Below are 23,714 nucleotides of genomic sequence, written 5' to 3'. Positions count from 1 at the left end.
GCTCAACTTAGGTGGTCAGGGCGCTTCTTGGCAACAGTCTGGGAGGCACTTTTTTGGGACGACCGTGCCGTCAGACGGCAAAATTGACGCAACCGCAGGTCGTTATGCACAGCGAACCCGGCAATCGACCGGCATGAACTGCCATTTTGTCGCTTGAGCGCCGTAGTTAGTCTGTACGTCATGCCGGAGCAGCGCCCGACCAGACCGCCTGCCGTGCCCCCCACGGTGACGGTCATCAAGCTCGCCTGGTGCTGCCTTCTTGCCAGCGTGGTCGTCGCGGGGCTGCTGTTTCCTGTCGTCGGGGGCATCGGGTTGTTGTCCAACCGGGCCTCCGATGTGGTGGCCAACGGGTCGGCACAACTCGTCGAGGGTGAGGTGCCGCAGGTGTCGACGATGGTCGACGCCAAGGGCAACGTGATCGCGTGGCTGTATTCGCAGCGCCGGTTCGAGGTGCCAAGCGATCAGATCGCCAACACCATGAAGCTGGCCATCGTCTCGATCGAGGACAAGCGGTTCGCCGAGCACAACGGCGTGGATTGGCAAGGCACCCTGACGGGTTTGTCCGGCTATCTGACCGGAAATCTGGACACCCGCGGCGGCTCGACGCTGGAACAGCAGTATGTGAAGAACTATCAGCTGCTGGTGGTCGCCCAGACCGACGCCGAGAAGCGGGCCGCAATCGAGACAACCCCCGCGCGCAAGCTGCGTGAGATCCGGATGGCGCTGACCCTGGACAAGACGTTCACCAAGCCCGAGATACTGACGCGCTACCTGAATCTGGTGTCGTTCGGCAACGGATCGTTCGGCATCCAGGACGCCGCGCAGACCTACTTCGGGATCAACGCCTCCGAGTTGAACTGGCAGCAGGCGGCGCTGCTGGCCGGCATGGTGCAGTCGACCAGCACGCTCAACCCCTACACCAACCCCGACGGCGCGCTGGCACGTCGAAACCTGGTGCTGGACACCATGATCGAGAACCTGCCGGAGCACGCCGACGAACTGCGCGCCGCCAAGCAGCAGCCGCTCGGCATTCTGCCGCAGCCCAACGAGTTGCCCCGCGGTTGCATCGCCGCGGGTGATCGCGCGTTCTTCTGCGACTACGTGCTGGACTACCTGGCCCGCGCGGGCATCAGCAAGGAGCAGGTCGCCAAGGGCGGCTACATGATCAAGACGACGCTGGATCCCGACGTGCAGATACCGGTGAAGTCGGCGATCGACAGCATCGCGGCTCCGGACCTCCAGGGCGTGGCCAGCGTGATGAGCGTGGTCAAGCCCGGCAAAGACTCGCATCAGGTGCTGGCAATGGCCAGCAACCGCACCTACGGGCTGAACACCGATGCCGGGGAAACCATGCAACCGCAACCCTTCTCGCTCGTGGGTGACGGCGCGGGATCGGTGTTCAAGATCTTCACCACGGCCGCCGCACTGGACATGGGCATGGGCATCAACGCCCAGTTGGATGCGCCGGCCCGCTTCGAGGCCAAGGGCCTGGGCAGCGGTGGCGCCAAGGGTTGTCCGCCCGCCACCTGGTGTGTGCAGAACGCGGGTAACTATCGCGGCCAGATGAGCGTCACCGACGCGCTGGCCACCTCCCCGAACACCGCGTTCGCCAAGCTGATCTCTCAGGTGGGCGTGCAGCGGACCGTCGACATGGCGGTCAAGCTGGGCATGCGGTCCTACGCGCTGCCCGGCACCGCCCGCGACTACGACCCGCAGAGCAACGAAAGCCTGGCCGACTTCGTCAAGCGGCAGAACCTCGGCTCGTTCACGCTCGGCCCGATCGAGGTCAACGCGCTGGAATTGTCGAACGTCGCGGCGACGCTGGCGTCGGGCGGCACCTGGTGTCCACCCAATCCGATCGACAAGGTCTTCGACCGCCACGGCAAGGACATCGCCGTCACCACCGAAACCTGTGAACAGGTGGTGCCTGAGGGGCTGGCCAACACGCTGGCCAACGCGATGAGCAAGGACGACACCAACGGCACGGCCGCGGGGTCGGCCGGTTCCGTGGGCTGGGACCTGCCCATGTCGGGCAAGACGGGAACCACCGAGGCGCACCGCTCGTCGGCCTTCCTCGGGTTCACCAACCAGTACGCCGCGGCCAACTACATCTACGACGACTCGACGACGCCCGGCGACCTGTGCTCCTTCCCGCTGCGGCAGTGCAGTTCGGGAAACCTGTTCGGCGGCAACGAACCGGCCCGCACCTGGTTCACCGCGATGAAGCCGATCGAGAACAACTTCGGACCGGTCGCGCTGCCGCCGACGGATCCGCGCTACGTCGACGGGGCGGCGGGATCCCGGGTGCCGAGCGTCTCGGGGATGACTCAGGACACCGCTCGGATGCGCCTGAAGGAGGCCGGTTTCCAGGTCGCCGACCAGGCCACGCCGGTCAACAGCAGCGCGCCGTACGGTGCGGTGGTCGGGACCTCTCCAGCCGGGCAGACGGTGCCGGGATCGATCATCACGATTCAGATCTCCAACGGCATCCCGCCTGCGCCGCCTCCGCCGCCGCCAGGAGCGATCCCCGGGCTCCCGGGCATGCCGCCGGAGATCGGGACGACGGTCGTCGAGATTCCCGGGTTGCCGCCGATCACCGTGCCTGTACTCGGGCCGCCGCCTCCTGCGCCCCCGCCGCCGTGATCGTGCTGTGCAGTTGACCACGCTGCGGCCGTGGAAGTCGGTGCCCGCCAGCAACTGGCAGTACGCTTTCGTCATGCCTGCCGCTTCCGCCAGATCGGCGACTCCATCGCCGGCGACGCTGCTGAGATACACCACCGCCGTGACCGTTGGCTCGGTCCTCGCCGGGATCGGTTACGCGTCGCTGATCGAGCGGAACGCGTTCGTGATGCGTGAAGTGACCATGCCGGTGTTATCGCCGGGATCCTCGCCGCTGAAGGTGCTGCACATCAGCGATATCCACATGCTGCCCCGGCAGCGGCGCAAACAGGCCTGGCTGCGTGACCTGGCCCGCTGGGAGCCCGATCTGGTGGTCAACACCGGCGACAACCTGGCCCACCCCAAAGCGGTGCCCGCCGTGGTCCAGGCGCTGAGCGACCTGCTGGCCACCCCGGGCGTGTTCGTGTTCGGCAGCAACGATTACTTCGGGCCGCGGCCGAAGAATCCGGCCAACTACCTGACCAACCGCGGCCATCGCGTGCACGGCGAGCCGTTGCCGTGGCAGGACCTGCGGGCGGCGTTCACCGAACGCGGCTGGCTGGACGTGACGCACACGAAGCGCGAACTCGACGTGGCTGGCCTGCGGATCGCGGTGGCCGGTGTCGACGATCCGCACCTGTCGCGCGACCGCTACGACACCATCGCCGGACCCGCCAGCCCCGCGGCCGACCTGACGCTGGGACTGGCGCATTCGCCGGAGCCGCGGGTGCTGGACCGCTTCGCGGCCGACGGCTACCAGCTGGTGATGGCCGGCCACACTCACGGCGGCCAGCTCTGCCTGCCGTTCTACGGCGCGATCGTCACCAACTGTGACCTCGACCGGTCCCGCGCCAAGGGGGCGTCACGCTGGGGCGCGCACACCCAACTGCACGTCTCGGCGGGTCTCGGCACGTCGCCGTACTTCCCGGCCCGGTTCTGCTGTCGGCCGGAGGCCACGCTGCTGACCCTGGTGGCCGCCCCGATCGGCGGGCGTGACGCCGGAACGCACGTGGAGTCACACCCCAGCGTCTCGGTTCGGTGACCGAGAAGGCCGCGACAGCAGCACGCAGCCAGCCACGCGCGTGGGTGGACAACGCGGTCCGACTGATCGAGGCCGACGCTCGTCGCAGCGCCGACACCCATCTGCTGCGTTATCCGCTGCCCGCGGCATGGTGTGACGGGTGTGACGTCCAGCTGTATCTCAAGGACGAGACGACGCACATCACCGGCAGCCTCAAGCATCGGTTGGCGCGGTCGTTGTTCCTCTACGCGCTGTGCAACGGATGGATCGGCGAGGGCACCACGGTCATCGAGGCGTCGTCGGGGTCGACGGCGGTGTCGGAGGCGTACTTCGCCGCGCTGCTCGGTCTGCCGTTCATCGCGGTGATGACGTCGTCGACAAGTGCGGCCAAGATCGCCTTGATCGAATCACAAGGCGGGCGTTGCCATTTCGTCGCCGAAGCGTCACAGGTGTACGCGGAGGCGGAGCGGCTGGCCGAGGAGACCGGCGGCCATTATCTCGACCAGTTCACCAACGCGGAGCGCGCGACCGATTGGCGTGGCAACAACAACATCGCCGAATCGATCTTCGAGCAGATGCGCGAAGAGGCTCATCCCATCCCGGAGTGGATCGTGGTCGGTGCGGGCACCGGGGGTACGAGCGCCACCATCGGCCGCTACCTTCGGTATCGGCGGTACGCGACAGGCTTGTGCGTGGTGGATCCGGAGAACTCGGCGTTCTATCCGTCTTACGCGCAGGGCCGCCGCGACATGGCGACCGGGAAGTCGTCGCGCATCGAGGGCATCGGGCGTCCCCGCGTCGAACCGTCGTTTCTGCCCGACGTGGTCGACCGGATGGTCGCGGTGCCCGACGCGGCGTCGATCGCCGCAGCACATCACGTCAGCAGGGTGCTGGGCCGACGGGTGGGACCGTCAACGGGAACGAATTTGTGGGGGGCTTTCGGCCTGCTGGCCGAGATGATCGCCGAGGGGCGCAGCGGTTCGGTGGTGACCCTGCTGGCCGACAGCGGTGACCGCTATGCGGACACCTACTTCTGCGACGAGTGGCTGAACAGCCAGGGCATGGACCCGTCGCCGTCGGCCGACGTGCTGGTGGAATTCGAACGGTCGGGCCGCTGGCCCTGATCGTCGGAAACCCCGGTGAGCGGACCATCGGAGGTCAGAAACAGCCACAAGGCGGCCAAGGCGAAGAATCCCAGGTAGATCGAAGCTCCTAGCCCAGTCATTTCTGCCTCGATTCGTAGTTGCTGCTGTCAGTGTGCATAACGTCACTGACAACTCACATCCATCCCGAGGCGTGTCGTGATCTACGCCTCTGCGTGGCCGAGGGCAGGAAAAGCCGTTTGGCTTCACCGCCGGTCGGTGCGATACGCTGTCGTGGCTTCACGCGGGGTGTGGCGCAGCTTGGTAGCGCGCTTCGTTCGGGACGAAGAGGTCGTGGGTTCGAATCCCGCCACCCCGACTCGCGTCGTCGCAGGTCAAAGGGCCCTGACTGGTCGTTCTGGTCAGGGCCTTCTTGTGCTCCAGTCCGCAGCTGGTCCGCAGCAGATTTCAACGACCGCGTTCGAGCGTCGTCTCGTGCAGCCGAAACCAACTCCAAGTCGTCCGGGAACAAGTCGGCGTAGGTGTCCAGCGTGAGCACCGCGGAAGCGTGTCCCAGCATGGTTCGGACGGCCTTGACGATGGAAAGTGACGGTCGGAAACTCTGGGTTCTTGTTCACCAGTCGCTCGACGGCAGGCTGGAAGACTCGGGGTCTCCAAGTCGACACCTGCACCACTGCGCCTCCCGGCGCCGTGAACACTAAGTCGTTGCGCTGCTTTCCTGCCATGAGTGCTGCTAACTACTCAGCTAGGAAGGCCGGGAATGGCACCGAGCGACGTTCATGCGACTTAGTGGTGGACCAGACCAACCACCACATCGCGTCGTCGTCCTGCAGGTACCCGGCGTCGCGAAGTGTCCGCGCTAAACGGGGTCCTGGTGGTTGGTAAGTCCTGGCCGGGGTATCCGATCGCTGCGGCCTTCAAGGTGCCGCGCGGTACCCGCGGTCAGACGACGAGCAGGAGGTCGGATGCGCGTGAATTCTAGCGACGACCAAAGCAGCGATGATGGCAGCGCGCATGACACCTCGGCTTTTCCCTTCGACCTGGATGAGGAGTTCGAAAGTCCGTCCGGCGCGGCCGATGCCGAGTTGTGGGCTGAGGGCTTGCCCAGCGGCTCGGCGCTGCTTGTCGTCAGACGCGGGCGCAATGCTGGAGCCCACTTTCTGTTGAACCAACCGGTCACAACTGTCGGGCGACTTCCGGCCAGCGACATCTTCCTCGACGACATCACCGTCAGCCGACGACATGCCGAGTTTCGAATGGGAAACGGACAACATCGCGTCGTGGACACCGGCAGCCTCAATAAAACCTATGTCAACCGTCGACCTGTCGAGTCGGCGATTCTGGCCAACGGCGACCAGATACAAATCGGCAAATTCCGTCTGGTGTTCTTGAACGCGGCCCCGTCGAGCTGACCCGCCGACCGCGTCGTTGACGAATCGATTGACGTGCCCGGCGTTTCCATGCACGCGCTATTAGCAAGCGTTTCTCGACAACTCGCGTCTTCTTGATGTTGCGCGCCAGGCGGGCGTCGGGGAGCCGTGCCGAACTGCATCATCAATGGGCAGGACCAGTCACCGAGCTCGCCGAACGCGCTGGGCGCCAAGGTCGAGGAACCATCTGGGCAAGTTTCGACACATCAGCTCGCCTTCACAACCGGCGGACAGCAACTCAACAGGTCCACCGTGGCTTGGTCGGCGGTCGACGATGGCGATGAATCGACCGGCGGTCCGCGCTACTGCGAAGTGAATTGACGCCGAAGCTTAGTCAGCCGGCTCCGCCACCAGCGGCTCCGCTGCCGGTGCCGCCGGCGGCCCCGCTGCCGCCGCCGCCGGTCGCCCCGCCACCGGCGCCGGGATCATTGCCCGTAATGTTGTTGCCGGAATTTCCGCCCGCATTACCGCCTGGGTTAAAGGGTCCCAGTTGTGCATTGCCACCGCCACCGGGTGCGCCACCATTGGTCCCCGTCGAGGAGCCGCCGCCGGTCGGGGAGCCACCGGGGGTAGCCGGATTGGCCGTTTGAATCCATCCCAGGATGTCTTCAAAGCCATTGTTGAACACGACGCTGTTAGGCGGGTCGCCGACGACGTCGAAATAAACCTTGCCGGTGGTGCTGCCACCCTGCCCTATCGGCGCTCCACTGAGGCTGGAGACATTGGCCAGCACGCGATAGTTGGCCCCGCTCTCGGCGCGGGCGTTGAAGAAGGGGACCACCGGGATGACCGTTCCGACCAGCGCGTCGGCTTTCACCGTGGCCTCATAAAGCCGGCCAGCGACCGGGTACGGAACGGGGTCGGAGCTCGGCATGAGACCCGTGACCGTGTAACCGATCAGCGGGCCATTCATGTCCTTGAGGGTCTCCTGCACGCCCATCACTTGGATATTGCTGGTCGCCCCGGCTAGTGGGACGGCACCGAGGCCCAACATGGCGGCGGTGGCGGCGACGGCTCCGGCCGCTTTCTTGATCTTCACTTGACTCTCCCCCGTGGTGATGTGGCGATTTACCGCGCCCGGTACCCGCCCAGCCGCCGTCGAAACACAAACCCTGACACTGCCCTGTGTCGGAGCGGATCAGTGTGGGGCGTACAAGCCCGACTGAGCAGATGGCGACCTTCATCAGGAAGGTCGCCTCGTTGTTTGCCGGGGCGCTCTACGCGTAGATGCCGAGGCTGCGCCGGGGCTTCGACGGCACCCTCGTCAGCACGATCACCGAACTCAACTCGACCAACCCGATCAGCAACAGCGGCCAAACCGCGCCTGCGGCGACACTGACCAGCAACGGGTGCCCGGCCGGAGACCGACGGTGTGAGAGACGCTTACCGGCCGCGTAGGCCGCGAAACTGGTGACTATCCAGCCAGCGAAGTAAATGGCGATGATGGTGCCGACCACGACGTCCCCCCTGAGACTCGACAACTCTGGGAGTCGACTTCCCAGCCAACAGTAGAACTAAACTGGCCCCGCCGAGACGAGGCGCGCAAGGGCCACATACAGCTAACTCCAAGTTTGGCTTTAACCCTGCTTGGGAATTACATCGGACGTGACTTTGCCGTCGACGTCTGTCGAACCCACCCTGCCCCAGGCGGTCGGACCGCTGTCCGCTGCCATCATCGAGGCCTTGCGTGGGCGGCCCGCCCTTCACGACCGCCCCATCGACATCCCTCTCTACGAGGCGGACCCGTACGGCCTCGACCTGCAGGTCGCGCTCTACATCTGCTACGAGCTGCACTACCGCGGATTCGACAACGTCAACCCTCGATGGGAATGGAATCCGTCGCTGCTGCGTGCCCGCGGCCGACTCGAAGACGTCTTCCTAGACGCGGTCCGCCAGGACGTCGGCGAGATCACGCAAGACGAGACCGCGGCCGATGCGATGGACGCTCTTTCAATCGAGCCCGTCGACGGCACCGGCCCCTCGTACTATCTGCGCGATACCGGCACCTGGGATCAGATGCGCGAGTACTTCGTGCACCGCTCGCTGTACCACCTCAAGGAGGCCGACCCGCACGCCTTCGCGATCCCACGGCTGATGGGCCAGGCCAAGGCCTCGTTCGTCGCCGTCGAGTTCGACGAATATGGCGGCGGCAGAGGGCATTTGGTGCATCAGCAGCTCTACTCCGATCTGATGGAGGCCGCCGACCTCGACGCCACGTACCTGGCGTACTTCAACGACGTGCCCGCAGACGCGCTGGCATCGGTCAACCTGATGTCGTTGTTCGGTTTGCACCGCGAGTTCCGCGGCGCGGCCATCGGGCATTTCGCGTCGACGGAGATCACCTCGTCACCGGGTTCGCGCCGACTGGTCGACGCACTGGAACGGATGGGCGCGCCCGAACCGTGCATTCGGTTCTACCGCGAGCACGTGGTCGCCGATGCGGTCCACGAACAGGTGGTCCGAGCGGACGTCGTCGGGGATCTCATTGCGCGCGAGCCATATCTGGAGCGCGACGTGGTATTCGGCATCAAGGCTCGCGACGTGGTGGAGGACCGACTCGCCGACCACGTTATGCGGTGCTGGCGAGCAGGCCAGTCGTCGCTACGCCGGCCGCTTGGCTGACCGCTTCGGTCGCATCCGGCAGCGGTGGCTGGTGTCGCACAACGGATAATCCTTGCTGCGGCGGCAGGTGCAGATCGCGACCATGAACCGGTCGGATTCCACCACACTGCCGTCGGCCATCTCGATTTTCACCGGGCCCTGCACCATCACCGGTCCGGACGGCACCACCCGGACGACGCGGGCTTGCTCGTCGCTCACGGCTTGTCCGCCCTGATCACCAGCAGCTCTTCCTCTCGGCGGCCCGGCTGAAGCCTGCCCGTCTCCTCGAGCCATTCGGCCCGCGAACTCAGCACCGGTCCAAACGGAATCCATTGCCAGGCAATGATTTCTGCGTCGAGACCGGCGCCGGCCAGCTGCGCCAACGTTTCCCGCGGATCGGCGAACTCGGATTGCACCAGCAACAGGGTGCCGCCGGGCGCGAGTAGCTGTGTCGCCGTGGTGCACAACGGATCGAGCACCAGACGTCCGTTGTACCCGGCGTCCCACGCCCGGGACGGTCCGACCTGCGAGGGCAACCACGTGCCGTCGACGCCAGGGTCGTGCGGCACGTAGGGCGGGTTGCACACCACCAGGTCGTAGGGCCCGAATTCGGCTGCGCGTGCCCATGACCCGAGATGCACCGCGACGTCGACGCCCGCAGTTGCGGCGTTGGTTCTCGCGCACTGGACGGCTCGCGGGCAGATGTCGAAAGCGCTGACTTCAGTAGCACCCTGCTCGTAAGCGGCGATCGCCGCCACCCCGCTGCCGGTGCAGAGGTCGGCGACGCGGTGACCGCGGGCCAGACCGGTTTTCTCCATCACATCGATGAGCAGCTGCGAGTCCTCTTGTGGCGTATACACGCCTTCGGTCACGGCTGGCACATCCAGGTCGGTGTATGCGGTGGTCAACATCGGCCTTTCGACAGGGTTAGCTTGCGCGACTCGCGCTGCCTCATTAATGCCCGGTATCGCCGGGGTTAAACGCGTAGTCACGTTTTGCGCTGCGGTCTTCAGGGCATCCCAGTGCCGTGCACGCTTCAGACATCGTCGCGTTGCCGATCCGGCTCGGCTCGGCAGCCCGCCATCGCCGCCTGTTCCATCCGAGCGGTGTGCTCGCTACGGGATTCCTCGACCGGCTCGCGCCGCCCGACCACGGCCTGCCGATGCAGTCCTGTGACGTGATCGCCCGCGTCTCGAAGGGGGTCGGACTGCCTGGCGCCATGGCCGACGTCGCCGGGTTGGCATGGCGCATCCCGCCGCCGCAGGATCTGCGGTCGTGTGTGCCGTGGGATGTTCTGCTGGCCTCGACGGTCGCCAACAGCAGAGTCCTGTTGGCGCCTACCCGGTCGTGGTCCCGCACGACGTTCTCCAGCCTGATGCCGCTCCGTTTCGATGGTGGCGTGTGGTGGATCCGCGCCCGGCTGGTGACCAAGATCGACGAACCGGGCTTGTCGCTGGACACCATCAGGAACCAAATCGACTCCGGGGAAATCGAATTCGACATCGAACAGGCCCGCGGGTTCGGCGGTTTCTCGCCGCTGGCCCGGTTGAGTTTGCGTCACCTCGACCCGAGCAACGACGACATCGCTTTCGACCCCGTTCTGCACAGCGACGAAGACGTGCAGTTGGCCCCGAGCTGGCTCGCCGACTTCCGGCGTGCGGCGTATCGGCGTAGCCGGCAAGGCCGAGAGGCCGACTAACCCGTCGGCTCCTGATCGGTGTCTGCGACGTCAGGCGTGTTCTCGTCGGTGGTGTCGGCATCGCCCGCGTCGCTGGTCGTGCCGGTCTCATCGACGGTCTTTTCCTCGTCGTATATCCCTTTGCCGCGTGGCATCACAATCCTTTCGTCTCACGCTGAACTACCCGTTGACGATTCGTTTCAACCTGTCCGGCCCGGGTATGCGCTGCGAACTGTCACATCGGCGAAAGGCGAACACTATGGATGCTTTGGCGTTCCTTCGTGACGACCACAAAAGCGTGCTCGGCATGTTGGAGGTGCTCGACGGCGCGCCATCCGGTTCCGGTGCCGACGCCAGCGGGCTGGCCACAATGGTGACCAATTTGATCATCGCGGAATCCCAGCACGAGGCCGTCGAGGAGCAGTTCTTCTGGCCCGCGGTCCGTGACGCCGTCGAGGGCGGTGACGAACTCGCCGACGTCGCGTTGACTCAGGAGCAGGCGGGCAAGAAGCTGCTTCAGGCGCTCGAAGACGGCAAACCCGGTGACCTGGAATATCAACAGGCACTTCAAGATTTCGTCAAGGCGGCTCGCGACCACATCAAATACGAGCAGGATGTCGTGTGGCCCGCGTTCGAGGCCGCGGTCAGCCGCGAGGACCGCGAGAAGCTGGGTGAAAAGCTCGAGACGGCCAAGAAGATCGCCCCCACCCGGCCGCATCCCGACACTGTTCCCAACGCGACCGTGCAGAAGACCATGGGAACGGTCGCCGCGATGACGGACCATCTGCGTGACGCCGCCAGCGGCCGCGCCGATAAGAACCCTCCGGACCCGCAACAGCACTGAACGCGACGAGAGCCGGCTCGAGGCCGGCCCTCGCTCATGTCCGAATCAGTCTGTGGGCGTGCGTTGTTCGTGCGTGAACGGCTTTTCGCTCTGCACCGCGGGCTGTCCCTCCGGGCTGAGTTCGGCACCTCTGTTCTGCCGCTTGGTGCCGCCGAGCCATTGCTGCTCGGGCTTTTCGACGTACTCCCACTCCATGCCCTCGGGCCACGGTCCCTGACCCTCGTTCCACGGTCCGCGCACCGACCCGTCCCCGTTGGACATGTTGAACGCGACATTCTGGAAGCGGTCGTCCCCGGCGAGTTGACCGGGTGGGAAGTTCACCGGCAGTTCGTTCAACGCCGCCGTGAACTGTTGGTAATGCGCGACTTCCCGCGTCATCAGGAACGTCAGCGTGTCTTGAACGCCGGGGTCGTCGGTGAATTGCTTGAGGTATTCGTAGACGATCTTCGCGCGAGACTCAGCCGCGAGATTGCTCCGCAGGTCCACCGTCGGATCGCCGTTCGCGTTGACGAACGTGCCCTGCCACGGCACGCCCGCGGAGTCCTTGACGTCGGGGCCGCCGCCGCTCAGGGCAAAGTACAGCGGGTTCACTGCGACGCTGTGGATGATGGCGTCGCGGCCGTCACGGCTGGCGACCGCGGGCATCCAATCGCACCGCTCGTTGGCCATCTTCAGGTCGTCGTTGAGACCGTCTAGCAGCATGGTGATCATCGACCCGACCATCTCGAGGTGGCTGAACTCCTCGGTGGCGATGTCCATGAACAGGTCGTACATCTTCGGGTTCTTCTGCCGCAGCACGAACGCCTGCGTGAAGTACTGCATCGCCGCCTTCAATTCACCGTTGGCACCGCCGAACTGTTCCTGCAGCAGAGTGGCGAATCGCGGATCGGGTTCGCTGACGCGCACCTCGAATTGAAGGTCTTTGTTGTGGATGAACATTGGCGCCTCCCGGGCTGTCGATGATGTGGGCAGGTCGCCGCCGAATACCCGGGAAAGGGTGCACCAAACGGCGTTCAGGCCGCTGCGGTCCGAAGTTTTTCGAGCAGTGCGCCCGCCGCCTCCTTCAAGAACAACTCCTGGCCGTCGTCGCCGATCTGCACGAGCGCGATGTCTGTGAAACCGGCCTCCCAGTACTTGCGCACCGCGTCCACGATGGCGTCCAGATCCGGCCCGCACGGGATGGATTCGGCGACATCCTCCGGCTTGACGAACTGGGTGGCACCCTCGAAACCCGCCGTGGTCGGCAGATCAGCGTTGACGGCCCACCCGCCGCCGAACCAGCGGAACTGGTCGTGCGCCCGCTGTACCGCGCGGTCGCGGTCGGGGTCCCAGCAGATCGGTATCTGCCCGATCACCCTGACGTCGCCCGGCAGCCCGGTCGCGCGCCGCGCGTTGTGCCATTCGTCAACGAGGTCTTTGTTCGGTTCGACGGCGATCAAATGGTCGGAAAGCGGCGCGAACATCTCCACCGAACGTTCACCCGACACCGCGGTGGCGATTGTGACGGGAATGTCCGGGAGGTCCCAGATCCGCGCCGAATCCACCTCGAAATACTCGCCTTTCCAGTCGATCAGCTCGCCGGTGAACAACTCACGGATGATCTGGATGGCTTCTTTGAGCATCAGCTGACGACGCGACACCGTCGGCCATCGCCCGCCGACGACATGTTCGTTGAGGTTCTCGCCGCTGCCGAGGCCGAGGGTGAATCGGCCGTCGGCAAGGATCTGCAACGTGGCGGCCTTCTGCGCGACGACGGCCGGGTGGTAACGCATCGTCGGGCACGTCACGTACGTGAACAGCTCCACGCGTTCGGTGAGCTGGGCGACGGCGCCGAGTACCGACCAGGCGTACGGCGCATGCCCCTGCGACGCCAGCCACGGGAAGTAGTGATCGCTGGACACCTCGAAGTCGAAGCCCGCGCGTTCCGCCGAAACGGCGTACCGGACAAGCTCTTTAGGTCCGCTCTGTTCTGTCATCAGGGTGTAGCCAAACCGCGTCATGGCACTCGGATACCCGAGCCCCCGATCACGAAACGACTACAGCCTGGCCTTGACGGCCGCCGACAGCCTGGCACCGTCGGCTTTTCCTGCGGCGATGGCGGTTGCGGCCTTCATCACCTGACCCATCTGCCGCACGCCCGGCCGCTCACCGATCGCCTCGGCGACTTGGGCGATCGCGGTGTCGGCGACATCGGCCAGTTCGGCTTCGGTGAGCTGGGTGGGCAGATACTCGTCGATGACGCGCGCCTCTGCGTGCTCGTTGGCGGCGAGCTCACCGCGACCGTTCTGCGTGTAGATCTCGGCCGCCTCGCTGCGCTTCTTGGCTTCGCGCTGCAGCACTCTGATCACGTCGGCGTCGGACAATTCGCGCTGCGCGTCACCGGCCACCTCTTCCTTCTGGATCGCCGCCAGCAGCATCCGCAACGTCGCGGTGCGCAGCTTGTCCTGCGACTTCATCGCGCTGGTCAGGTCGGCGCGCAGCCGGTCTTTGAGTTCCGCCATGGCGCAAACGCTACGCCGGGGGCGCTGATTCGGCGCCGGCAAGGAACCGCGCGTCGACCTGTGCCGACACTTCGATGTGCTCCGGCACCAGTTCGACGTCGGACGTACCGCCGACGGCCGCGGCACGCATGTACGCGGCGGCGGGACCGGTTTCGGGTCGCGCACCGAGCATCCCGGCGTCGGCGACGGCGACGGGCCTGATCGCGCCCAGACTCAGCGCGTCGGCGTACGCCTGCGCACGGGTGACCGCGTCTCGCACCGCGCGGGTGCGTACTTCCTTGGCCAGTGCTTCGCGACGCTTCTCGGTGAGCGCCCACTCGACCCGCGCGACGCGGAACCCTTCGACATCCGCTACCTGCCTGCTCACCCAGGCAGACAGCGCGCCGAAGTCTCGGAACTTCACCTCCACGTCGACGCTGGCGTGGTGCACCAGCGGCGGCTGCTTGCCGTCCTTGTTCCAAGGCCGCTGCGACCAGGTGCGCAGTTGGTCCGCCGACCACCACGTCACCGAACCGTCGTCGGCCAGCGCGGCCACGGACACTTTGACGGCGTCCAGATCACGCGCGACGCGGCCGTACACCGGTTCCATCGCCGCGCCCTCGTAACCGATCGTGGCGTGCACGGTGCCGCGTTCAGGCCGCTCGAAGGCGGAGAAGGAACCGCGCACGGTGATCTCAGTCGGCATGTCGTCACGGTAGCGGCCGGCACGCGCGGCCCGACCACGTTGTCAATTCGCAGAGTCATCGACAGGATGGTGATCATGAGCAACGACGCCGGCGGGTTTCCCCCAGCAAGTCCGCCGCCGCCGGGCTATCCCCCTCCCGGCTACCCGCCCCCGGGTTACCCGGGTTATCCGACGCCGCCCTACCAGGGCTATCCCCCGCCCGGCAGTTACCCACCCCCTGGCTATCCGCCCGCTGGCTACGGGGGGCCACCGCCGGGGTATCCCGGATACAGCCCCCCGCTGGCGCTCAAACCGGGTGTCATTCCGCTGCGGCCGTTGACGCTCTCCGACATCTTCAACGGCGCGGTCGCCTACATCCGCGCGAATCCCAAAGCGACACTGGGACTCACAACGGTCGTCGTGGTAGCCGCTCAGCTCCTAGCGCTCGTGTTGTCGTTGGGTCCGCTTGCCGCCGCCGGTCAGCTCGCGCCAACGATCGCCGGTGAAGAGGTGCCGACGGGCATACTGCTCGGATCGTCGTTGTCCAGCCTTGCCGGCGCGGCGGCCACCTGGCTGTCGTCGATTCTGTTGAACGGCATGCTGACCGTGGTCGTCGGCAGGGCCGTGTTCGGGGCGCGCATCAACGTCGGTGAGGCGTGGCGGCGGCTGCGCCCGCGGCTGTGGGCGTTGATCGGCTTCACGTTGCTGGAGATCATTGGCGCCGTCGTGCTGATCGGGGTGGTGGCGCTCATCATCGCCGGTGTGGCGATGGCCGTCGGCGGCGTCGCAGCCGCAGTGGTGGGCGTGCCGTTGGGGCTGGTGGCAATCCTCGGGCTGATCTATCTGGTGACCATCCTCAGCTTCGCGCCTGTCCTCATCGTGCTGGAGCGACTACCGATCGTCGCGGCGATGTCGCGCTCGTTCAAGTTGATCCGCGGCGACTTCTGGCGGGTGTTCGGCATCTGGTTGCTCGCCGGAATCGTGGCCGCACTGATCGCCGGCGCGGTCTCCATCCCATTCAGCTTCGGTGGGCAACTCGTGCTGACTGCGGCGTCGTCCACGCTGGCGTTGATGCTCGCGCTCGTGCTGCTGTCCATCGGCAGTGCGATCAGTCAGATCATCACCGCGCCGTTCTCAGCGGGTGTGGTGGTGCTGCTCTACACGGATCGCCGGATCCGCGCAGAGGCATTCGACCTCGTCCTGCAAACCGGCGCCGCGTACGGACCGGGCGCCCCTGCTGATTCCACCGACCACCTCTGGCTGACCCGCCAACCCTGACGTGCCGACGATAGACATCGACCGGGACGCCGCGCACGATGCGGCGCAGCGTGAACTCTCGAAGCCGATCTATCCCAAGCCATCGCTGACCGACCGTCTGATGAAGTGGATCGAGGAACTACTGTACCGGCTGGCAGACGCGAGCGCGTCGGTGCCGGGCGGTTGGGTGACCATCAGTGTGCTCGTGATCTTGCTGGTGACCGCGATCGCGGTGGCGATCCGGATCGCCCGGCGGACCATGCGCACCAACCGTGGCGGCGAGCCCGCCCTGTTCGGCGAGCATGAACTCAGCGCGGCCGAACACCGTGCCACCGCCGAACAGTATGCGGCAAGCGGTGATTGGTCCGCCGCGATCAGACACCGGCTCCGAGCCGTCGCGCGTCAACTCGAGGAGAGTTCGGTGCTGGACCCGGTCCCCGGCCGCACCGCGACCGAACTGGCGCGAGACGCCGGCCGCGCGATCCCGCCGCTCGCCAGCGAATTGCGCAGGGCTGCTGAGACTTTCAACGATGTCACCTACGGTGAACAGCCGGGCACAGAAGCCGCATACCGCATGGTGGCCGACCTCGACGACCACCTTCGGTCGCGCACGTCTGCGGTGGCCCCCGGTGATGCGGCTCCTGCAACTCCCGGCGACTGGGCAGAGGTGCGATGACCTCCACCGTCACAGCCGTCGGGCCCACCATCGGGCAGCGCTGGCGCAGCGCCAGGTGGGTGTTGTTGGCGTTGGCTGTGATCGTCGGCGTGGCAGTGCTGAGCGCATATCTGACCGCGCCCCGGCCCGGTGGGCCGATGGACCCGGATGCGACCTCGCCCGACGGTGCCAGGGCGCTCGTCACGCTGCTGGGCGAGCGCGGCGTGGACGTCGTCGCGGCCGATGACATCGCGGCGGTAGAGCGGGCCGCGCGTCCCGACACGATGATCCTCATCGCGCAGACTTTCTACCTGTTCGACGAAGATCTGCTGAACCGACTGGCGGCGCTTCCGGGCGATCGGCTGCTGGTCGAACCAATCGGCCGGACCCGCGAAAAGCTGGCGCCGGAGATCACTCTCGGTACGGCCACCACGTTCGGTGACTCCAAACCGGGATGCGACCTGCGTGAGGCCCAACGCGCGGGCGAGGTGCAACTCGGCTTTACCGACGGTTACGAAGCGAAAGGCGTTGTGCCGGTAATCCGCTGCTACGGCGGCGCGCTGGTCCGATACACCCACGACGGACGCCAGGTGACGGTCGTCAGCTCCAGCGAGTTCATGACCAACGGTGGCCTGCTCGATCAGGGCAACGCCGCGCTGGCGATGAATCTGGCAGGCTCACATCCACGGCTGATCTGGTATGCGCCACAACACAGCGAAGCGGGTGCCCAGACACGCGGCGGCACAGGACTCACCGATCTGATGCCCGCACAAGTCAATTGGGTGGTGTTGCAGCTGTGTGTGGCGGTCGCAGCGCTGGCGCTGTGGAAGGGTCGCCGCATCGGTCCCCTGGTGGCCGAACAATTACCCGTGGTGATCAGGGCTTCGGAGACGGTCGAGGGCCGCGGCCGCATGTACCGCTCACGACGCGCCCTCGACCGTGCCGCCGACGCACTGCGCACCGCGGCGCTGCAACGGATGATCCCGCGCGTCGGCCTCGGTCTCGACGCGCAGCCTCCCGAAGTCGTGACGGCCGTCGCGCAGCGATGCGGGTTGCCTACTGAGGCGGTGGTGCACATCCTGTTCGGCCCTAAGCCCGCCAGCGACCCCGATCTGGTGCACCTCGCTCGAGACCTCGACAACATCGAAAGGCAGGTCGCCCAATCGTGACTCAGCCAACAGCACAGAAGACCGCGACGTCGGAGTCGGCACGAAATGCCCTGCTGGCCTTGCGCGGTGAGATCGCCAAGGCGGTAGTCGGGCAGGACGCCGTGGTCAGCGGTTTGGTGATCGCGCTGCTGTGTCGCGGCCACGTGCTGCTCGAAGGCGTGCCGGGGGTGGCCAAGACCCTGCTCGTGCGCACACTCGCCGCCGCGCTACAACTCGAGTTCAAACGGGTCCAGTTCACCCCCGACCTGATGCCGGGTGATGTCACCGGCTCACTCGTATACGACGCGCGCACAGCCGAATTCGAGTTCCATTCCGGGCCGGTATTCACCAACCTGCTGCTGGCCGATGAGATCAACCGGACCCCACCCAAGACGCAGGCTGCGCTGCTGGAGGCGATGGAGGAGCGTCAGGTCAGCGTCGAAGGCCAACCCCGTCCACTGCCCGACCCGTTCATCGTGGCGGCCACCCAGAACCCGATCGAATACGAAGGCACCTACCAACTGCCCGAGGCGCAACTGGACCGGTTCCTGCTGAAGCTGAATGTGCCACTGCCGCCGCGCGATCAGGAGATCGCGATCCTGGACCGGCACGCCCGCGGCTTCGATCCGCGCAACCTGTCGGCGGTGACACCCGTTGCGGGCGCCGCGGAACTGGCTGCCGGCCGGGAGGCGGTGCGCGCGGTGCTGGTGGCCGACGACGTGCTTGGCTACATCGTCGACATCGCCGGCGCGACAAGGCATTCGCCCTCGCTGCAACTGGGCGTGTCGCCGCGCGGGGCGACGGCACTGCTGGCCACCGCCCGATCGTGGGCGTGGTTGTCCGGCCGCAACTACGTCACCCCCGACGACGTCAAGGCGATGGCCAGACCCACACTGCGGCACCGGGTCTCGCTGCGGCCGGAGGCTGAATTGGAGGGTGCCAACGCCGACGGTGTGCTCGACGGCATACTCGCGGCCGTGCCGGTGCCACGCTAGTGGTGCTGACCGGCCGCGTCGGCCTGATCGCGGTCATCTGCGTGCTGCCGATCGCGTTTTCGCCGTCGCCCGCGCTCACCTTCGTCGTGCTGTTGGCGGCGTTGGTCGCGGTCGTCGGCGCCGACATCGCGCTCGCCGCCAGCCCGCGCAGGCTGAACTGCAGCCGCCTCGGTGACACCGCGGCCAGGCTCGGTCAGCCCGTCGACGCCGTGCTGGTCGTTGAGAACCCCAACAGCAGCCACTTCCGCGGTCAGGTCCGCGACGCCTGGGCCCCCAGTGCCCGCGCCGAACCCCGGACACACGCTGTCAATATCCCTGCGGGCCAACAGATTCGACTTGTCACACAGTTGCACCCCGTCCGGCGCGGCGATCAGCGCAGCGCGCTGGTCACCGCCCGCTCGATCGGACCGCTTGGGCTGGCGGGCCGTCAGGCATCACATCGGGTGCCGTGGCAGATCCGGATCCTGCCTCCGTTCCTCTCGCGCAAGCACCTGCCCTCGCGGTTGGCGAAGCTGCGCGAATTGGAAGGCATGACGCCGGTGCTGATCCGCGGCCAGGGCACCGAATTCGATTCGCTGCGCGAGTATGTAATCGGTGATGACGTCCGCTCCATCGACTGGCGCGCGACTGCACGGCGCGCGGATGTGGTGGTGCGGACGTGGCGGCCGGAGCGCGACCGCCGAGTCGTCATCGTGCTCGACACCGGTCGCACGTCGGCGGGCCGCGTCGGGGTCGATCCCACCCTCGGCGATCCAGGTGGCTGGCCGCGGTTGGACTGGTCCATGGACGCGGCGCTGCTGCTCGCGGCGCTGGCTGCCCGCGCCGGCGACCACGTCGACTTCATCGCCCACGACCGGGTGGCCCGCGCTGGCGTGTACAACGCGTCGCGCACCGAACTTCTCGCACAACTCGTCGACGCCATGGCGCCTCTGGAACCCGCTCTGGTGGAGTCCGATGCGCGGGCGATGGTGGCCACAGTGCAGCGGCGGATCCGGCGGCGCGCACTCGTGGTGCTGCTGACCGACTTGAACGCGACGGCGCTCGACGAGGGCTTGATGGCCGTGCTGCCGCAACTGTCGGCCAAGCATCAGGTGCTACTCGCAGCGGTGTCGGATCCGCGGATCGAACAACTCGCCGGCGGACGCGCCGACGCGGCCCAGGTGTACGACGCCGCGGCGGCGGAACGGGCACGCAACGACCGGCGTGCCATCGCGTCGCGACTGCGGCATTCAGGGGTCGACGTGGTGGACGCTCCGCCCGAGGAGTTGGCGCCCGAACTCGCCGATCACTATCTGGCCATGAAGGCCAGCGGTAGGCTCTAGGCGGTCGGGACGACGTCGGGTGCATCCTCGATGTCGCCGCTTTCGCCTGCCCGCACCGCTTTGCGTCCGAAGTGGAAAACGTAAGCGAGAAAAGCGATTTCGGCTGCTACGCCGATGCTGATGCGAACGGCCGTCGGCAGTGGCGACGGTGTCACCAACGCCTCGATGAGCCCGGAGACCAGCAGCACGACCACCAGCCCGACTGCCACCGACACCACCGCACGGCCCTGCTCGGCGAGCACCTGACCGCGCGGCCGGTTCCCCGGCGAGATCACCGACCAACCCAGCCGCATACCCACCGCGCCTGCCAGGAACACCGCGGTCAGTTCGAGCAATCCGTGCGGCGCGAGCAGGCCGAGGAAGAGATCGCCCTTGCCGGCGTCGAACATGAACGCGCCGATCACGCCAAGGTTCGCCGCGTTCTGGAACAGGATGTACGGGATCGGAATGCCAAGCAGGATCGCGAATCCGATGCACTGCGCCGTGACCCACGAATTGTTGATCCACACCTGCAGCGCGAACGATCCGGCGGGATGCTCGCGGTAGTAGGACGCGAAGTCGTGGTTGACCAGTTCCTCGATCTCGCTGGGGGTTTTGAGGCTGGCCTGCACTTCGTGGTTGCCGGACAACCACAGCGCGATCAGCACGACGACGAGGAAAAACCCGATGGCCGTGCCGACCCACCACCGCCAGGACCGGTACGCGACCACTGGGAACGACACCGTCCAGAACCGGACGAACTCGCGCCACAGCGGTGCGTGCGCACCAGTGACCGCCGAGCGCGCCTGCGCCACCAGACCCGACAACCGGCCGATCAGCGTCGAATCGGTCGATGCGCTGCGCACCATCGACAGGTGGGTGGACACCCGCTGGTACAAATCGACCAGTTCGTCGATCTCTTCGCCTGTCAGTCGCCGACGCCGCTTGACCAGCACCTCCAGCCGATCCCACGTCGGTCGGTGCGCCAGCACGAACGCGTCGACATCCATATGGCAAATCCTAGTAGCGTGGCGAAGTATGGTCGGCCAGCAAGAACCCGTGGTGACCGGCGACGCGGTGGTTCTGGACGTACAGATCGCCCAACTGCCGGTGCGTGCGTTGGCGGCGATGATCGACCTGATCGTCGTGTTCATCGCATACATCATCGGGGTGCTGCTGTGGGCCACCACGCTGGGCCAGTTCGACGACGCGCTGTCGGCGGCGATCCTAATCATCTTCACGGTGTTGTCACTGGTCGGATATCCGGTGATCTTCGAGACCGCCACGCGGGGTCGGTCGTTGGGCAAGATTGCGCTCGGGCTGCGGGTGGTGTCGGAGGACGGCGGCCCGGAACGGTTCCGCCAGGCCCTATTTCGCGCCTTAGCCGGATTCATCGAAATCTGGACCCTCGTCGGCGGCCCGGCGGTGATCTGTAGCCTGTTGTCGCCCAAGGGAAAACGGATCGGCGACATCTTCGCAGGCACCGTGGTGATCAGCGAACGCGCCCCGAAGCTGAGCCCACCGCCGCCGATGCCGCCGCAGCTCGCGTGGTGGGCGTCGTCACTGCAGCTGTCCGGCCTCGGACCCGAGCAGGCCGAGCGGGCGCGGCAATTCCTATCCCGCGCAGCGCAATTGGATCCGGCGATCCGCGACCAGATCGCCTACCGGATCACCGCCGAAGTGGTGGCGCAGATTTCACCGCCGCCTCCGCCCGGGGTGCCGTCGCAGATGGTGCTCGCCGCGGTGCTGGCCGAGCGTCACCGCCGCGAGTTGGCACGCCTTCAGGTACCGGCGCCACCGCCGCCGCCGCACTGGCCTGCTCAGCCCGCATATCAACCGCCCGCACCGCCGCCCGCGCCCGACTCCGGCGGTTTCACGCCGCCGAGCTAGGTCGGCTCAGCGGTAAGTCAACCCCACCAGCATCAGCGCGGAGCCGACGAAGCTGGTGGCGCTGCGCACGTGGTTCCAAGCGGTCCAGGTCGACAAGTACGCCTGCCACTCGCGTGCGGCGTCGACCGGCGACAGGGCGTCGGGGTGCACGGTGTCGAGGTGATTGTTGAGCGGAACGTTGAACACCATCGTGACGACTGCTCCGAGGATCCCGAACACCGCGCCGACGAGCAGCCACCAACTGCCCGGCTGAGTCAGGCGCACCACCGCGGTGACGCCGACCGCGACGGCCAGCATCGCCGCGCCGAAGTAGCCGAGCAGGAAGGCCGCGCTTCCGTTGGCCGCGGTGTTGATGCCGCGCATCGCGGTGATGGCGTCGACGGGTCCGGTGCGGTCAAGCCCGCGCATCACGAACGTGGAGAACGCGTACATCATTCCGCCTGCGGCGGCGCTCGCAAGCGCGGCGAGTGCGGTCAGGATGACGACAGGGCTGGTGTTCATGGTCTGAAGTCAACCGGCCGGGCTGGGCACGCTCCATGGTTGACCGTCCCGGTTGCATACGCGTGCGTCTAGGCCGCGGCGCCCGTCCGTCGGTACAGATGCACCGATACCGCGGACAGCCACGCCCACACCAGCACGACGGCCGCGGTGAACGCCAAAATGGTTGCCGCTGCGCCCGTTCCGGACGCCAACGCCACAAAGCTGGCTCCGAAGAGCACGCCGGTGATCCGGGAGAACCACGCCCACGACGCCTGACCAGTGCGCGCAAACCAGGCCGCCAGCACGAAGCACGCCACCACCAGGCAGAGGAATCCGACGCTCGCCACCGCGAGATGCGTCAACCCGTGCCAGCTGACCTCGCCCATGCCTGCGGGTGTACCGGGCGGGAAGCCGTCGGACGGATCGGCCCGGAAGATGCCCGCGGCGATCAGCGCCACCCCGTAGGCACCGAGCAGGCCCGACGCCCACGCCGACAGCCGACAAGGCCCGATCGCCCGCTGCACTCCGACCGCCGCGGCGACCGTCATCGCGCCGCTGAGCAGGAAGGTGGCGATCTGAATCCAGCCCAGATCTCCGTTGGCGAGTTGGCTGGCGGCGTGCCTGGTCGGGTCGAACCCGTCGCGAATGATCATCTGGAATGCGACCGCCACCACGTAGATGGGCCCCGCGATGACGCCGTAGCCGAGCAGCGACTTCGTCACGCGAATCGACAGCGGCGGGCGGTCGGTCGTCGTCATGTCACACCTCCGGGCCAAGAATCAAACTAGACTGTCCAGTACTGTAGGACTTTCAGAACTAGACTGTCCAGTACCGATAGGAAATCGTCATGGCGCAACCGCTCGGACGCTCGGCACAGAAACGCCTGACCATCCTCGCGGCGGGCCGTGACCTGTTCCTGAGCAACGGCTATCAGGGCACCAGCGTCGACCAGATCGCGGCCGCGGCCGAGGTGTCCAAGCAGACCGTGTACAAACACTTCGGCGACAAGCACGAACTGCTGCTGGCCATCGTGGACGGCGCGTTGCAGAGCACGGTGACGCCGTTCCTCGAGCGGATCCACGGACTCGGCGACACCACCGACCTCGAAGCCGATATGACCGCGCTGGCTGCGGCCTATCTGCGCGCGGTGCTGCAGGAGCCCGTGGTCCAGTTGCGCAGGCTGGTGGTCGGGGAGGCCAATCGGGTGCCGGAGTTGGCCCGGCTGTACTACGACCAGGCGCCCGTCCGAGCGCTGGCCGCCTTCGCCGACTGCTTCGCCGCCCTGCACCGGCGCGGGTTGCTGCACGTCACTGAACCAGATTGTGCAGCAGAGCATTTCGCGTTCCTGGTGGTCGGCAGATGCATCGATCAGGCGCTGTTCTGCGGCGGACCGCAGGTGCTGGCTTCGGTCGACGTCGACAGCCACGTCCGCAGGGCGGTGCGGGTCTTTCTCGCCGCGTACCGGCCTACAGCGCGTTAGGCTCCCGG

26 protein-coding genes and 1 tRNA gene are annotated in these 23,714 nt (G+C 66.5%); 15 read left to right on the top strand and 12 right to left on the bottom strand.

The window, feature by feature from the left end; translation table 11 throughout:
- The first annotated feature begins 180 nt into the window (after positions 1 to 180).
- The 5 genes from ponA2 (at position 181) to A5724_RS02815 (ending at position 6,194) form a co-directional block, all read left to right on the top strand.
- On the top strand, positions 181 to 2,643 hold the full coding sequence (gene ponA2 / locus A5724_RS02835; RefSeq protein WP_067795896.1) for a transglycosylase/D,D-transpeptidase PonA2: 2,463 nt from the start codon (positions 181 to 183) through the stop codon (positions 2,641 to 2,643).
- A gap of 73 nt (positions 2,644 to 2,716) precedes the next feature.
- A complete protein-coding gene (locus A5724_RS02830) occupies positions 2,717 to 3,700 on the top strand; it encodes a metallophosphoesterase (protein WP_067796226.1) in 984 nt (327 codons plus the stop codon).
- Positions 3,697 to 4,803 (top strand): PLP-dependent cysteine synthase family protein, encoded by a 1,107-nt coding sequence (locus A5724_RS02825; protein ID WP_067795891.1) that lies wholly within the window; start codon positions 3,697 to 3,699, stop codon positions 4,801 to 4,803. The genes A5724_RS02830 and A5724_RS02825 overlap by 4 nt, the downstream gene beginning before the upstream one ends.
- Before the next feature lie 263 nt (positions 4,804 to 5,066).
- Positions 5,067 to 5,140, top strand: a tRNA-Pro gene (locus tag A5724_RS02820).
- Positions 5,141 to 5,747: 607 nt separating this feature from the next.
- Positions 5,748 to 6,194 carry an FHA domain-containing protein gene (locus tag A5724_RS02815; RefSeq protein WP_067795887.1) on the top strand — a complete coding sequence of 149 codons (447 nt, stop codon included), beginning with the start codon at positions 5,748 to 5,750 and terminating at the stop codon, positions 6,192 to 6,194.
- 352 nt (positions 6,195 to 6,546) lie between these two features.
- Here A5724_RS02815 and A5724_RS34085 read toward each other — a convergent pair whose 3' ends face one another.
- Both A5724_RS34085 and A5724_RS02800 read right to left on the bottom strand, forming a co-directional pair.
- Positions 6,547 to 7,251 carry a DUF1942 domain-containing protein gene (locus tag A5724_RS34085; RefSeq protein ID WP_067795882.1) on the bottom strand — a complete coding sequence of 235 codons (705 nt, stop codon included), beginning with the start codon at positions 7,249 to 7,251 and terminating at the stop codon, positions 6,547 to 6,549.
- 178 nt (positions 7,252 to 7,429) lie between these two features.
- Positions 7,430 to 7,669, bottom strand: coding sequence for a hypothetical protein (locus A5724_RS02800; protein ID WP_067795879.1), 240 nt, complete (start codon positions 7,667 to 7,669; stop codon positions 7,430 to 7,432).
- Positions 7,670 to 7,817: 148 nt separating this feature from the next.
- On the opposite strand from A5724_RS02800, the gene A5724_RS02795 reads away from it, so the two are divergent.
- Complete coding sequence (locus tag A5724_RS02795) at positions 7,818 to 8,834, top strand: iron-containing redox enzyme family protein (protein ID WP_067795876.1); 1,017 nt, start codon at positions 7,818 to 7,820, stop codon at positions 8,832 to 8,834.
- Here A5724_RS02795 and A5724_RS02790 read toward each other — a convergent pair.
- Both A5724_RS02790 and A5724_RS02785 read right to left on the bottom strand, forming a co-directional pair.
- Complete coding sequence (locus A5724_RS02790) at positions 8,814 to 9,032, bottom strand: CDGSH iron-sulfur domain-containing protein (protein WP_067795873.1); 219 nt, start codon at positions 9,030 to 9,032, stop codon at positions 8,814 to 8,816. The genes A5724_RS02795 and A5724_RS02790 overlap by 21 nt on opposite strands.
- The gene (locus A5724_RS02785; RefSeq protein WP_067796223.1) at positions 9,029 to 9,721 is read right to left on the bottom strand and encodes a HemK2/MTQ2 family protein methyltransferase; all 693 of its coding nucleotides are present in this window, start codon (positions 9,719 to 9,721) and stop codon (positions 9,029 to 9,031) included. Before A5724_RS02785 ends, A5724_RS02790 begins: the two co-directional genes overlap by 4 nt.
- A 119-nt stretch (positions 9,722 to 9,840) precedes the next feature.
- Here A5724_RS02785 and A5724_RS02780 point away from each other — a divergent pair, with 119 nt between their 5' ends.
- Complete coding sequence (locus tag A5724_RS02780; protein ID WP_067795870.1) at positions 9,841 to 10,512, top strand: phosphodiesterase; 672 nt, start codon at positions 9,841 to 9,843, stop codon at positions 10,510 to 10,512.
- Here the strand turns inward: A5724_RS02780 and A5724_RS34080 are convergent.
- Positions 10,509 to 10,646: a hypothetical protein gene (locus tag A5724_RS34080; protein ID WP_197518531.1), complete on the bottom strand. Its 138-nt coding sequence runs from the start codon at positions 10,644 to 10,646 to the stop codon at positions 10,509 to 10,511. The genes A5724_RS02780 and A5724_RS34080 overlap by 4 nt on opposite strands.
- A 104-nt stretch (positions 10,647 to 10,750) precedes the next feature.
- Here A5724_RS34080 and A5724_RS02775 point away from each other — a divergent pair, with 104 nt between their 5' ends.
- Positions 10,751 to 11,335, top strand: coding sequence for a hemerythrin domain-containing protein (locus A5724_RS02775; RefSeq protein ID WP_067796220.1), 585 nt, complete (start codon positions 10,751 to 10,753; stop codon positions 11,333 to 11,335).
- 45 nt (positions 11,336 to 11,380) lie between these two features.
- On the opposite strand, the gene A5724_RS02770 is transcribed toward A5724_RS02775, so the two are convergent.
- The 4 genes from A5724_RS02770 to A5724_RS02755 all read right to left on the bottom strand — a co-directional run bounded on the left by A5724_RS02770 (position 11,381) and on the right by A5724_RS02755 (position 14,521).
- The gene (locus tag A5724_RS02770; protein ID WP_067795866.1) at positions 11,381 to 12,274 is read right to left on the bottom strand and encodes a manganese catalase family protein; all 894 of its coding nucleotides are present in this window, start codon (positions 12,272 to 12,274) and stop codon (positions 11,381 to 11,383) included.
- A 74-nt stretch (positions 12,275 to 12,348) separates the two neighbouring features.
- Positions 12,349 to 13,335, bottom strand: coding sequence for an LLM class F420-dependent oxidoreductase (locus A5724_RS02765; protein ID WP_067795863.1), 987 nt, complete (start codon positions 13,333 to 13,335; stop codon positions 12,349 to 12,351).
- Positions 13,336 to 13,371: 36 nt separating this feature from the next.
- A complete protein-coding gene (locus A5724_RS02760) occupies positions 13,372 to 13,836 on the bottom strand; it encodes a GatB/YqeY domain-containing protein (protein WP_067795860.1) in 465 nt (154 codons plus the stop codon).
- Positions 13,837 to 13,846: 10 nt separating this feature from the next.
- On the bottom strand, positions 13,847 to 14,521 hold the full coding sequence (locus A5724_RS02755; RefSeq protein WP_067795858.1) for an SIMPL domain-containing protein: 675 nt from the start codon (positions 14,519 to 14,521) through the stop codon (positions 13,847 to 13,849).
- Between the two features lie 75 nt (positions 14,522 to 14,596).
- Between A5724_RS02755 and A5724_RS02750 the strand changes: the two genes are divergently transcribed.
- The 5 genes from A5724_RS02750 to A5724_RS02730 are packed head-to-tail and all read left to right on the top strand — an operon-like array spanning position 14,597 to position 19,877.
- Complete coding sequence (locus A5724_RS02750; RefSeq protein WP_197518530.1) at positions 14,597 to 15,778, top strand: glycerophosphoryl diester phosphodiesterase membrane domain-containing protein; 1,182 nt, start codon at positions 14,597 to 14,599, stop codon at positions 15,776 to 15,778.
- A gap of 1 nt (position 15,779) precedes the next feature.
- Positions 15,780 to 16,433 (top strand): DUF4129 domain-containing protein, encoded by a 654-nt coding sequence (locus A5724_RS02745; protein WP_067795852.1) that lies wholly within the window; start codon positions 15,780 to 15,782, stop codon positions 16,431 to 16,433.
- Entirely contained in the window at positions 16,430 to 17,581 is a 1,152-nt protein-coding gene (locus A5724_RS02740; RefSeq protein ID WP_067795849.1) for a DUF4350 domain-containing protein, read from the top strand. The genes A5724_RS02745 and A5724_RS02740 overlap by 4 nt, the downstream gene beginning before the upstream one ends.
- Positions 17,578 to 18,555 (top strand): MoxR family ATPase, encoded by a 978-nt coding sequence (locus tag A5724_RS02735; protein ID WP_067795845.1) that lies wholly within the window; start codon positions 17,578 to 17,580, stop codon positions 18,553 to 18,555. The genes A5724_RS02740 and A5724_RS02735 overlap by 4 nt, the downstream gene beginning before the upstream one ends.
- Complete coding sequence (locus tag A5724_RS02730; RefSeq protein ID WP_067795842.1) at positions 18,555 to 19,877, top strand: DUF58 domain-containing protein; 1,323 nt, start codon at positions 18,555 to 18,557, stop codon at positions 19,875 to 19,877. Before A5724_RS02735 ends, A5724_RS02730 begins: the two co-directional genes overlap by 1 nt.
- Here A5724_RS02730 and A5724_RS02725 read toward each other — a convergent pair.
- Entirely contained in the window at positions 19,874 to 20,866 is a 993-nt protein-coding gene (locus tag A5724_RS02725; protein ID WP_067795838.1) for a stage II sporulation protein M, read from the bottom strand. The genes A5724_RS02730 and A5724_RS02725 overlap by 4 nt on opposite strands.
- 28 nt (positions 20,867 to 20,894) lie before the next feature.
- On the opposite strand from A5724_RS02725, the gene A5724_RS02720 reads away from it, so the two are divergent.
- Positions 20,895 to 21,746: an RDD family protein gene (locus A5724_RS02720; protein WP_067795835.1), complete on the top strand. Its 852-nt coding sequence runs from the start codon at positions 20,895 to 20,897 to the stop codon at positions 21,744 to 21,746.
- A gap of 6 nt (positions 21,747 to 21,752) precedes the next feature.
- Here A5724_RS02720 and A5724_RS02715 read toward each other — a convergent pair whose 3' ends face one another.
- Together A5724_RS02715 and A5724_RS02710 are read right to left on the bottom strand one after the other, a co-directional pair.
- On the bottom strand, positions 21,753 to 22,247 hold the full coding sequence (locus tag A5724_RS02715; RefSeq protein ID WP_067795832.1) for a DUF1772 domain-containing protein: 495 nt from the start codon (positions 22,245 to 22,247) through the stop codon (positions 21,753 to 21,755).
- A gap of 68 nt (positions 22,248 to 22,315) precedes the next feature.
- A complete protein-coding gene (locus A5724_RS02710; RefSeq protein WP_067795827.1) occupies positions 22,316 to 22,984 on the bottom strand; it encodes a DUF998 domain-containing protein in 669 nt (222 codons plus the stop codon).
- An 89-nt stretch (positions 22,985 to 23,073) separates the two neighbouring features.
- Between A5724_RS02710 and A5724_RS02705 the strand changes: the two genes are divergently transcribed.
- Positions 23,074 to 23,706, top strand: a complete 633-nt coding sequence (locus tag A5724_RS02705; RefSeq protein ID WP_067795823.1) for a TetR/AcrR family transcriptional regulator — start codon at positions 23,074 to 23,076, stop codon at positions 23,704 to 23,706.
- The last annotated feature ends 8 nt before the right edge of the window (positions 23,707 to 23,714 follow it).

Origin of the sequence: Mycobacterium sp. ACS1612, assembly GCF_001667505.1 — a bacterium.
Lineage (GTDB): Bacteria > Actinomycetota > Actinomycetes > Mycobacteriales > Mycobacteriaceae > Mycobacterium.
This window is presented reverse-complemented; position numbering and strand designations above follow the sequence as displayed.

What these genes read in the sequence shown, in the direction of transcription:
- ponA2 (WP_067795896.1), top strand. Translation starts at nt 181, where the DNA reads ATGCCGGAGCAGCGCCCGACCAGACCGCCTGCCGTGCCCCCCACGGTG.
- A5724_RS02830 (WP_067796226.1), top strand. Translation starts at nt 2,717, where the DNA reads ATGCCTGCCGCTTCCGCCAGATCGGCGACTCCATCGCCGGCGACGCTG.
- A5724_RS02815 (WP_067795887.1), top strand. Translation starts at nt 5,748, where the DNA reads ATGCGCGTGAATTCTAGCGACGACCAAAGCAGCGATGATGGCAGCGCG.
- A5724_RS34080 (WP_197518531.1), bottom strand. Translation starts at nt 10,646, where the DNA reads ATGCCACGCGGCAAAGGGATATACGACGAGGAAAAGACCGTCGATGAG.
- A5724_RS02775 (WP_067796220.1), top strand. Translation starts at nt 10,751, where the DNA reads ATGGATGCTTTGGCGTTCCTTCGTGACGACCACAAAAGCGTGCTCGGC.
- A5724_RS02770 (WP_067795866.1), bottom strand. Translation starts at nt 12,274, where the DNA reads ATGTTCATCCACAACAAAGACCTTCAATTCGAGGTGCGCGTCAGCGAA.
- A5724_RS02765 (WP_067795863.1), bottom strand. Translation starts at nt 13,335, where the DNA reads ATGACGCGGTTTGGCTACACCCTGATGACAGAACAGAGCGGACCTAAA.
- A5724_RS02760 (WP_067795860.1), bottom strand. Translation starts at nt 13,836, where the DNA reads ATGGCGGAACTCAAAGACCGGCTGCGCGCCGACCTGACCAGCGCGATG.
- A5724_RS02755 (WP_067795858.1), bottom strand. Translation starts at nt 14,521, where the DNA reads ATGCCGACTGAGATCACCGTGCGCGGTTCCTTCTCCGCCTTCGAGCGG.
- A5724_RS02750 (WP_197518530.1), top strand. Translation starts at nt 14,597, where the DNA reads ATGAGCAACGACGCCGGCGGGTTTCCCCCAGCAAGTCCGCCGCCGCCG.
- A5724_RS02740 (WP_067795849.1), top strand. Translation starts at nt 16,430, where the DNA reads ATGACCTCCACCGTCACAGCCGTCGGGCCCACCATCGGGCAGCGCTGG.
- A5724_RS02725 (WP_067795838.1), bottom strand. Translation starts at nt 20,866, where the DNA reads ATGGATGTCGACGCGTTCGTGCTGGCGCACCGACCGACGTGGGATCGG.
- A5724_RS02720 (WP_067795835.1), top strand. Translation starts at nt 20,895, where the DNA reads ATGGTCGGCCAGCAAGAACCCGTGGTGACCGGCGACGCGGTGGTTCTG.
- A5724_RS02715 (WP_067795832.1), bottom strand. Translation starts at nt 22,247, where the DNA reads ATGAACACCAGCCCTGTCGTCATCCTGACCGCACTCGCCGCGCTTGCG.
- A5724_RS02710 (WP_067795827.1), bottom strand. Translation starts at nt 22,984, where the DNA reads ATGACGACGACCGACCGCCCGCCGCTGTCGATTCGCGTGACGAAGTCG.
- A5724_RS02705 (WP_067795823.1), top strand. Translation starts at nt 23,074, where the DNA reads ATGGCGCAACCGCTCGGACGCTCGGCACAGAAACGCCTGACCATCCTC.